A 9,223-nucleotide genomic window follows, 5' to 3' on the forward strand; every position below is an offset into this window, starting at 1 on the left:
AATAAATCACTAAACAGGGTATACTCCGGAGTTGTTTATTGTACTAAACGCTCCCGTGAGAGGATGCTACAGCGCACCTATGACTCAATTCGCTTCTCCGGTTCTGCATACGTTGCTGGATACCGACGCGTACAAGCTGCATATGCAGCAAGCCGTGTTTCACCACTATCATGATGTTCATGTTGCGGCGGAATTTCGCTGCCGGGGTGACGACTTGCTGGGTATCTACGCAGATTCCATTCGTGAACAGGTCGATGCCATGCAGCATCTGGCGCTCACCGATGACGAATATCAGTGGCTTTCAGGCCTGCCTTTCTTTAAAGCGGACTATCTGAACTGGCTGCGTGAGTTCCGCTATAAGCCGGAACAGGTCACCGTCACCAATGATAACGGCAAGCTGGACATTCGTCTGACCGGCCCGTGGCGCGAAGTGATCATGTGGGAAGTGCCGCTTCTGGCCGTGATCAGCGAGCTGGCCCACCGCTATCGCTCGCCTGAAACCGGTGTAACGCAGGCGGTTGCCGCTCTGGAGAATAAACTCGTTGAGTTTTCCAGACTGACAGAAGGGCTGGATATGTCCCGCTTCCGTCTGATGGACTTTGGCACGCGCCGCCGCTTCTCTCGCGAGGTTCAGGAAGCCATTGTCAGACGTCTGCAACAGGAGCCGTGGTTCGTTGGCACCAGTAACTACGATCTGGCGCGTCGCCTTGATTTAACGCCGATGGGTACCCAGGCGCACGAATGGTTCCAGGCGCACCAGCAGATCAGCCCTGACCTTGCCAACAGCCAGCGCGCCGCCCTCGCCGCGTGGCTTGAGGAATACCCGGATCGGCTGGGTATTGCCCTTACCGACTGCATTACCATGGACGCGTTCCTGCGCGACTTTGGCCCTGAGTTTGCCGAACGCTACCAGGGTTTGCGCCATGATTCCGGGGACCCGGTTGAATGGGGTGAGAAAGCCATCGCCCATTACGAAAAACTGGGTATCGATCCCATGAGTAAGGTGCTGGTCTTCTCCGATAACCTTGACCTGGCGAAAGCCGTCGACCTTTATCGCCACTTCTCATCGCGGGTGAACCTGAGTTTCGGGATTGGTACGCGCTTAACCTGTGATATCCCCCAGGTGAAACCGCTGAACATCGTCATAAAGCTAGTGGAATGTAACGGTAAGCCGGTCGCGAAGCTCTCCGACAGCCCTGGCAAAACCATCTGCCATGATAAAGCGTTTGTCCGCGCATTACGTAAAGCCTTCGATCTGCCTCAGGTTAAAAAAGCCAGTTAACGGCTTCGGGGGAGCCTTCATGGCTCCCCTTCTCTTATTAATTTCTTATTTCTTCTCTTAAGACGGTGAAATTTACTTGTCTGATAGCGGATGGCAGGTAACATAGATATCCCCCCTATCAGGGCGGACAAGTGTTTATTTTTTCCGACTATTAACAGAGAGAATATTATGAGCGTTGTGCCTGTAGCCGACGTACTCCAGGGCCGTGTCGCCGTTGACCAGGAGGTCACCGTGCGCGGATGGGTGCGTACTCGCCGAGATTCTAAAGCTGGCATCTCCTTCCTCGCCGTCTATGACGGTTCCTGCTTTGATCCTGTACAGGCCGTCATTAATAATTCTCTGCCCAATTACAATGATGACGTTCTGCACCTGACAACCGGCTGTTCCGTGATCGTCACCGGTGTTGTGGTGGCCTCTCCGGGCCAGGGTCAGAGCTACGAAATTCAGGCGACCTCGGTGGAAGTGACCGGCTGGGTTGAAGATCCGGACACCTATCCGATGGCTGCAAAGCGTCACAGCATCGAATATCTGCGTGAAGTTGCGCACCTGCGTCCGCGCACCAACCTGATTGGTGCAGTGGCGCGCGTGCGTCATACGCTGGCGCAGGCGCTGCATCGCTTCTTTGACGAGCAGGGTTACTTCTGGGTGTCTACTCCGCTGATCACGGCATCCGATACCGAAGGCGCAGGTGAAATGTTCCGCGTTTCAACGCTGGATATGGAAAACCTGCCACGTACGCCAGAAGGAAAAGTCGATTACGACAAAGACTTCTTTGGTAAAGAAGCCTTCCTGACGGTTTCCGGCCAGCTCAACGGCGAAACCTACGCCTGTGCGCTGTCTAAGATCTACACCTTCGGCCCAACCTTCCGTGCGGAAAACTCTAACACCAGCCGTCACCTGGCGGAATTCTGGATGCTGGAGCCGGAAGTCGCCTTTGCCGATCTGAATGACGTGGCAGGCCTGGCAGAAGCGATGCTGAAATACGTGTTCAAAGCGGTTCTCGAAGAGCGCGCAGACGACATGAAATTCTTCGCTGAGCGTGTCGATAACGACGCCATCGCCCGTCTTGAGCGCTTCGTCTCCGCAGACTTCGCGCAGGTGGATTACACCGACGCGGTCGCTATCCTGGAAAAATGCGGCGAGAAATTCGAAAACCCGGTTTACTGGGGCGTGGATCTCTCCTCCGAGCATGAACGTTATCTGGCAGAGAAGCACTTCAAAGCACCGGTTGTGGTGAAAAACTATCCGAAAGACATTAAGGCGTTCTATATGCGCCTTAACGAAGATGGTAAAACCGTTGCCGCGATGGATGTTCTGGCGCCGGGCATCGGTGAGATCATCGGTGGCTCCCAGCGTGAAGAGCGCCTGGATGTGCTGGACGCGCGTATGCAGGAGATGGGCCTGAACCCGGCGGACTACAGCTGGTATCGCGATCTCCGTCGTTACGGCACCGTTCCGCACTCTGGCTTTGGCCTGGGCTTCGAACGTCTGATTGCTTACGTAACAGGTGTTCAGAACGTACGTGATGTGATTCCGTTCCCACGTACACCGCGTAACGCAAGTTTCTAACCGACCAAATCATTAATGGCCAGCAAATGCTGGCCATTATTTTATCCTGCAATGTCAGTTTTCGTCAGTCAAAAGTAAGCGTCTATAAACCACAACCCCGCAATTCCCTCTACCTGTTACGTTTTGTTTCCACGAAATATCCTTAGACAAAAAAATAACCCTATTCTTATTGCGCTTAATACAATCCTTACGTAATAGCACAAAAAACAACCACTCTCACAGCCATCTGGATGGCTTTTGTCGATTATAAGAAAAAATGAGCCGTTTAACTTCTGTTTATACGAAAGGCCTTTAGCTAAATTAAACATAAGGAAATCATATATATAAGAATAAAGCGGAGGTTTAATTCACCAGAACGCGCTGAAGTTTGAGGTGCTTCACAAAGTTCCCAAAAATACATATTTAGTTACACATATTTTCTTTTGGTAACTGAATCTTGAAGATTGTAGCACTTTCAGTGTAGCGAAACGGTTCTATGAATGGAAAGATGCCTGTCAGACACATAAAGACACCTAACTCTCATCAATAGTTCCGGAAATATTTATTGACAGAATTTATTGACGGCAGTGGCGAGTGTCATAAAAAAACCAATGAGGGTAATAAATAATGATGAAGCGCAATATCCTGGCAGTGGTAGTCCCTGCCCTGCTGGTAGCCGGTGCAGCAAACGCTGCTGAAATCTATAACAAAGACGGCAACAAATTAGATCTTTACGGGAAAGCAGTTGGCCTGCATTACTTCTCTGATTACGCGGGCAACGATGGCGACAACACTTACGCGCGTCTGGGCTTCAAAGGTGAAACTCAGATCAACGATCAGCTGACTGGCTACGGTCAGTGGGAATACAATTTCCAGGGTAACAACTCTGAAGGCGGCGATGCGCAGAACGGCAACAAAACCCGTCTGGCATTCGCAGGTCTGAAATTTGGTGACGCAGGCTCCTTCGACTACGGTCGTAACTACGGTCTGGTCTATGACGCAATCGGCATCACCGATATGCTGCCTGAGTTTGGCGGCGACACCGGCGCGAGCGATAACTTCTTCGCAGGCCGTACGGGTGGTCTGGCGACTTACCGTAACAGCAACTTCTTCGGCCTGGTTGACGGTCTGAACTTTGGTGTTCAGTACCTGGGCAAAAATGAACGTGATGACGCAGTACGTTCCAACGGCGACGGCTGGGCGACCTCTCTGAGCTATGACTACGAAGGCTTCGGCATTGTCGGTGCTTATGGCGCCGCTGACCGTACCAACAACCAGCAGACGCTGGAGTGGGGTAAAGGCGACAAGGCTGAACAGTGGGCAACCGGCCTGAAATACGACGCGAACAACATCTACCTGGCAGCCATTTATGGCGAAATGCGTAACGCAGCGCGCCTGGGCAGCCGTGGTTTCGCTAACAAGTCTCAGGACTTCTCTGTTGTCGCTCAGTACCAGTTCGATTTCGGCCTGCGTCCATCCATCGCTTACTACAAATCTAAAGCGAAAGACGTAGAAGGTATCGGTGACGAAGACTACATCAACTACGTTGATATCGGTGCGACCTACTACTTCAACAAAAACATGTCTACCTATGTTGACTATCAGATCAACCAGCTGAAAGACGACAACAAGCTGGGCATCAACAACGACGACATCGTGGCTCTGGGTCTGGTTTACCAGTTCTAATCAGCACACCTCGTTGCTATATGCTTAATGAACAGGGCTTCGGCCCTGTTTTTTTATTCCCGAGAGAAAATAATAGCGACTTTTGAAAAGCCGCACGCTTTTCGTCGCAAACGGTTGGCATTTTGTAAATCTACCGTTAACCTGATAGCGGATTTCACTTCTGTAATCACAATGGAACTTCGTCATGTTTGAGAACATTACTGCCGCTCCTGCCGACCCAATTCTGGGCCTGGCCGATCTGTTTCGTGCCGACGACCGCCCTGGCAAAATCAACCTGGGTATTGGTGTATATAAAGATGAAACCGGCAAAACTCCGGTACTGACCAGCGTCAAAAAAGCTGAGCAGTATCTGCTGGAAAACGAAACCACCAAAAACTACCTCGGTATTGATGGTATCCCTGAATTTGGTCGCTGCACCCAGGAGCTGCTGTTCGGCAAAGGCAGCACCATTGTGAGCGAAAAACGCGCCCGCACGGCGCAGACCCCAGGCGGTACCGGCGCACTGCGCGTGGCGGCAGATTTCCTGGCGAAAAACACCTCTGTGAAGCGTGTCTGGGTAAGCAATCCAAGCTGGCCGAACCACAAGAGCGTGTTTAATTCTGCGGGTCTGGAAGTCCGTGAATACGCCTACTATGACGCGGCAAACCACGCGCTGGACTTCGATGGTTTGCTGGCCAGCCTGAGCGAAGCCCAGGCGGGCGATGTGGTGCTGTTCCATGGCTGCTGCCATAACCCAACTGGTATCGATCCTACGCTTGAACAGTGGGAACAGCTGGCTAAGCTGTCCGTTGAAAAAGGCTGGCTGCCGCTGTTCGACTTCGCTTACCAGGGCTTTGCCCGTGGTCTGGAAGAAGATGCTGAAGGTCTGCGCGCATTCGCCGCCGTCCATCAGGAGCTGATTGTCGCAAGCTCCTATTCCAAGAACTTTGGTCTGTATAACGAGCGTGTCGGCGCCTGTACGCTGGTGGCCGCTGACGATCAAACTGTCGATCGCGCATTCAGCCAGATGAAGTCCGTGATCCGCGCTAACTACTCCAACCCACCGGCACACGGTGCGTCTGTAGTTGCGACGATCCTGAGCAACGATGCGCTGCGCGCAATCTGGGAACAAGAGCTGAACGATATGCGTCAGCGCATTCAACGCATGCGTCTGCTGTTTGTGAACACGCTGGCTGAGAAAGGCGCCGACCGTGACTTCAGCTTCATCATCAAGCAGAACGGCATGTTCTCCTTCAGCGGCCTGACCAAAGAGCAGGTGCTGCGCCTGCGTGAAGAGTTTGGCGTCTATGCCGTTGCCTCTGGCCGCGTGAACGTTGCAGGTATGACGCCTGACAACATGGCGCCACTGTGCGAAGCCATTGTCGCGGTGCTGTAACCTGCACCCATAAAAAAAGCCTGCATCGCGCAGGCTTTTTTATTGAAAGGGTTTACCAGACAGGCATTTCATCCTGAAGGAACGGGTTATGCAACCGCTCATCGCCCAGCGTTGACATTGGTCCGTGTCCAGGGATAAACGTCACATCATCACCTAACGGTAATAACTTCTGCTTAATCGACTGAATCAGCTGACCGTGATCGCCGCGTGGGAAATCGCTGCGTCCTACGCCCCCTTTGAAAATCACGTCACCGGAAATCAGCAGACGCGACGCGTCATCAAAGAAGACAATATGGCCAGGCGTATGCCCGGGGCAATGCAACACCTGTAAAGTTACATTCCCTACGTTAACGCGATCGCCTTCGTTCAGCCAGCGGTCCGGTGTCAGTGGCTGACAGTCATCCAGACCAAACATGCGGCTTTGGGCAGGCAGCCCCTGAAGCCAGAACTCATCTTCTTTTTCCGGGCCGATAATCGGCACACCGTAGTGTTCAGCCAGTTCAGCCGCTGCACCCACATGGTCAAGATGGCCATGGGTCAGTAAAATCTGCATCAGCGTTACACCGCTGGCAGCGACTTCCTGCTTGATTGTCTCAGCGTCGCCACCGGGATCAACAAGCGCGGCCAGTTTAGTTTGTTCACACCAGATCAATGAACAGTTCTGTGAGAACGCGGTAACCGGAATAATACGATAGTTCATACTGCTCCTGTGTTTCGTTATTACCAGTGCCGAACCGGCCCGGTATCAATATGCACAAAGTTGCTACGTGGGTAGTATCCTACACCACCTGCGCGCATAGATAACGCCGCTTTGCGAATATTGGCTAACGAAACGCCTTCAATATGGAAATCCATCGCCTGCCCTTTGGTGTGATAGCTTTTTTTCGCTACCCCACGGCTGTGGGCGCGCAGTTCATTGTTGGTATCCAGAGAGCGATAGCCAGAAATGAGTTGCACCGGCCTTTTGGTCCCCAGCAGTCCCTGCAAGCGGTAAAGCTGATCGAATAATCCAGGGTCGATGGCTTTGATTTTGTTCGCGCGGAAATCACGGAAAAAATGGTTTAGTCGTGCTAATTCATCCTGAATATAGCCTCTGCCATCGAAAAATTCCGCTTTAAGCGTCTCACCAGTATGCAGATTGTTGAGCGTTAAAATACGCGGACGAGGTGTCGAGAGGGTGGCAAATGCTGGCGTCGGAAGGATGGCTGCTGCGCCCAGCGCAACGCCACCTAACGCCAGCAATTTGCGGCGATTAGCGTCAAATTTGTCCATGATAATCAGGTCTACAGGTAAAAGAAATTGTCAATATGCTTAGCGCACGAAGGGCACCATAACTGGCAAAGCCTGCTACGTCAAGGCGCCCAATCCCAGTGAATACGCGGCTTTCAGCCAGATCGCCTCATATTCACCATAACTTACGACAATCATTTTTACCGAACTACTTCATTTACCTGATTAATTGTTCCGCTTTTGGCAAGATTTGTGCGCCGGATCGCGCTGTCAGATCATAATTGTAAATATCTGTACGATACTGGGTACGTCCGTCCGCGCCCACAAACGCCGTCAGATAGTAAAGATTGACCGGAATATTGTGGCGGATATTGACGTAACGCGTATCCCCCTGCTTCAGGGCATCTGATATCCGCGTATCGTTCCAGCCTGCATCCTGCAACAGCATATTCGCCAGTTCGGAGGCCTTATTCACGCGAACGCAGCCAGAACTGAGCGCGCGTGCGTCTTTCTGGAACAGATTATGGTTCGGGGTATCATGCAGATAGATTGCGTCCGAACTTGGCATATTGAATTTGTAACGTCCGAGCGAGTTATGCGCACCCGGTGCCTGCTGGAAACGGAACGGCAGGTTCGAAGGCGTAATCGTTGACCAGTCGACCATCCAGGGGTCAATCGCTTCTTTGCTGTTCCAGCCACGCATCACCGTATAGTTATGTCGCTCCAGATAGCCCGGGTCATTCCAGACCTTAGGCAGGATATCTTTGCGCGCCAGCGTCGGCGGCACGTTCCACGGCGGGTTAACCACCACGTTATTCAGCGCGCTGCTCATCATCGGCGTTTTGCGGTCAGGTCGACCCACAATCACGCGGGACGCCAGCACTTCGCTACCGTCCTGATAGTAGACCAGGGAGTACGCCGGAATGTTGACCATAATGCCGGTGGATAACGTGCCCGGCAGCAAGCGCAAGCGCTGGATATTCAACGCCAGCACCCCTGCCCGCTGGGCCGGAGAGACGTTCAGCCAGTCGCGAGTCGATGGACCAATCACGCCGTCGGCGCCCAGCCCCTGCGCGGCCTGGAACTGCTTCACTGCCGCGACCAGCTCGCGATCGTAAGCGGCGGGCTTATTGCTCAGTGCAACGGCGGTTTTCTCTTTTACCGGCGCCGACGGGCTGACGACTGCGTTTTGCGTCTCGTCGCCGGGCAGCGCAATTTTAGGGCCGCTGTCAAGCATGCCAGACCGTTTCATAATTTCGCGAATCGCAGGCACATCGCTGCTCCATTGTCCCGGACGCAGCGTTGCTGTTCCACGCAACTGAGGCCACGGGCGGGAATCCGCGACCAGCTCAAGAAGCGACTGATGCATCGTGGCATACTGCGGGTGGGCGGGCGCAAGGCTTGCGATAAAGCGCGGCAGTTCACCGTTGTCCAGCGACAGCTGCCACTGATTAATGACGGACAGCGCGGGCGTCGCCAGCTTGTACGGTTTACTGCTGTATAACCAGCGGTTGCCGTTCACCGAAATCCCCGCCACAAACTGCAAGTAGCCCATCATGGCATCAGACAGCACCACGTCACGCGCCTGTCCGGTAACGGCAGGGTCGGTCAGGAGTTCAACCCAGGTCGTGAACTGTGGCTGAAAACCTGCAATCGCCACTTCAGCCAGTTGCTGCTGGAAGGCACGTACCGCCTCGCGATTTTCCCACATCGGTTTCATATCGCGCGCAGCGTAAAGCAGCGTGAGCTGGTTAATATAAGCGGGAGTATAGCCCGAGGGCAGCCCGGTCATAAGCTGCTGGCGTAATGATTCAGTATCGATGCCTTCCGGCAGCGGTTTAATGCCGGCCATGATGGCCGTCGCCGGAGACTGATCCAGCGGTTGTGACAGCGACGTCGGCTGCGCGCCCATCGTCGCGGAGCTGTCAGTCGGTACAATTTCAGGCTCATCGGCCTGAGCGGTAAACAGTGGAGCAAACATCACTGTCAGGCACAAACTCAGCGCAGACAGTTGACGACCACGATCTTTCTTAAGCAACATCCCTTGCCCCCTGTTTTTCACGACATGCCCAGTATTATGGAGCTTTCCTTCAGTATAGAAA

General features: G+C 53.2%; 7 protein-coding genes. 4 read left to right on the forward strand and 3 right to left on the reverse strand.

What is annotated here, in order from left to right; all coding sequences use genetic code 11:
- Window positions 1-79: 79 nt before the first annotated feature.
- The 4 genes from pncB (at window position 80) to AC4OVS_RS14665 (ending at window position 5,891) form a co-directional block, all read left to right on the forward strand.
- Window positions 80-1,282 carry a nicotinate phosphoribosyltransferase gene (gene pncB, locus AC4OVS_RS14650; RefSeq protein ID WP_023299736.1) on the forward strand — a complete coding sequence of 401 codons (1,203 nt, stop codon included), beginning with the start codon at window positions 80-82 and terminating at the stop codon, window positions 1,280-1,282.
- Window positions 1,283-1,450: 168 nt separating this feature from the next.
- Window positions 1,451-2,851 carry an asparagine--tRNA ligase gene (asnS, locus tag AC4OVS_RS14655; protein WP_003858191.1) on the forward strand — a complete coding sequence of 467 codons (1,401 nt, stop codon included), beginning with the start codon at window positions 1,451-1,453 and terminating at the stop codon, window positions 2,849-2,851.
- A gap of 606 nt (window positions 2,852-3,457) precedes the next feature.
- Window positions 3,458-4,516 (forward strand): porin OmpF, encoded by a 1,059-nt coding sequence (gene ompF / locus AC4OVS_RS14660; protein ID WP_023299735.1) that lies wholly within the window; start codon window positions 3,458-3,460, stop codon window positions 4,514-4,516.
- Between the two features lie 184 nt (window positions 4,517-4,700).
- Window positions 4,701-5,891, forward strand: a complete 1,191-nt coding sequence (locus AC4OVS_RS14665; RefSeq protein WP_023299734.1) for an amino acid aminotransferase — start codon at window positions 4,701-4,703, stop codon at window positions 5,889-5,891.
- 52 nt (window positions 5,892-5,943) lie between these two features.
- Here the strand turns inward: AC4OVS_RS14665 and AC4OVS_RS14670 are convergent, their stop codons facing one another.
- The 3 genes from AC4OVS_RS14670 to ldtD form a co-directional block, all read right to left on the reverse strand.
- Window positions 5,944-6,591, reverse strand: a complete 648-nt coding sequence (locus AC4OVS_RS14670; protein ID WP_022647638.1) for an MBL fold metallo-hydrolase — start codon at window positions 6,589-6,591, stop codon at window positions 5,944-5,946.
- A gap of 20 nt (window positions 6,592-6,611) precedes the next feature.
- The gene (mepK, locus tag AC4OVS_RS14675; RefSeq protein WP_003858202.1) at window positions 6,612-7,163 is read right to left on the reverse strand and encodes a peptidoglycan L,D-endopeptidase MepK; all 552 of its coding nucleotides are present in this window, start codon (window positions 7,161-7,163) and stop codon (window positions 6,612-6,614) included.
- Window positions 7,164-7,338: 175 nt separating this feature from the next.
- Window positions 7,339-9,162, reverse strand: a complete 1,824-nt coding sequence (gene ldtD, locus AC4OVS_RS14680; RefSeq protein WP_063137584.1) for a L,D-transpeptidase — start codon at window positions 9,160-9,162, stop codon at window positions 7,339-7,341.
- Window positions 9,163-9,223: the final 61 nt, after the last annotated feature.

Source organism: Enterobacter sp. 4974935 (assembly GCF_058661735.1).

Bases quoted from the DNA above. Each gene is read 5' to 3' on its own strand.
- asnS (WP_003858191.1), top strand. From the start codon at position 1,451: ATGAGCGTTGTGCCTGTAGCCGACGTACTCCAGGGCCGTGTCGCCGTT.
- mepK (WP_003858202.1), bottom strand. From the start codon at position 7,163: ATGGACAAATTTGACGCTAATCGCCGCAAATTGCTGGCGTTAGGTGGC.
- AC4OVS_RS14670 (WP_022647638.1), bottom strand. From the start codon at position 6,591: ATGAACTATCGTATTATTCCGGTTACCGCGTTCTCACAGAACTGTTCA.
- AC4OVS_RS14665 (WP_023299734.1), top strand. From the start codon at position 4,701: ATGTTTGAGAACATTACTGCCGCTCCTGCCGACCCAATTCTGGGCCTG.
- ompF (WP_023299735.1), top strand. From the start codon at position 3,458: ATGATGAAGCGCAATATCCTGGCAGTGGTAGTCCCTGCCCTGCTGGTA.
- pncB (WP_023299736.1), top strand. From the start codon at position 80: ATGACTCAATTCGCTTCTCCGGTTCTGCATACGTTGCTGGATACCGAC.
- ldtD (WP_063137584.1), bottom strand. From the start codon at position 9,162: ATGTTGCTTAAGAAAGATCGTGGTCGTCAACTGTCTGCGCTGAGTTTG.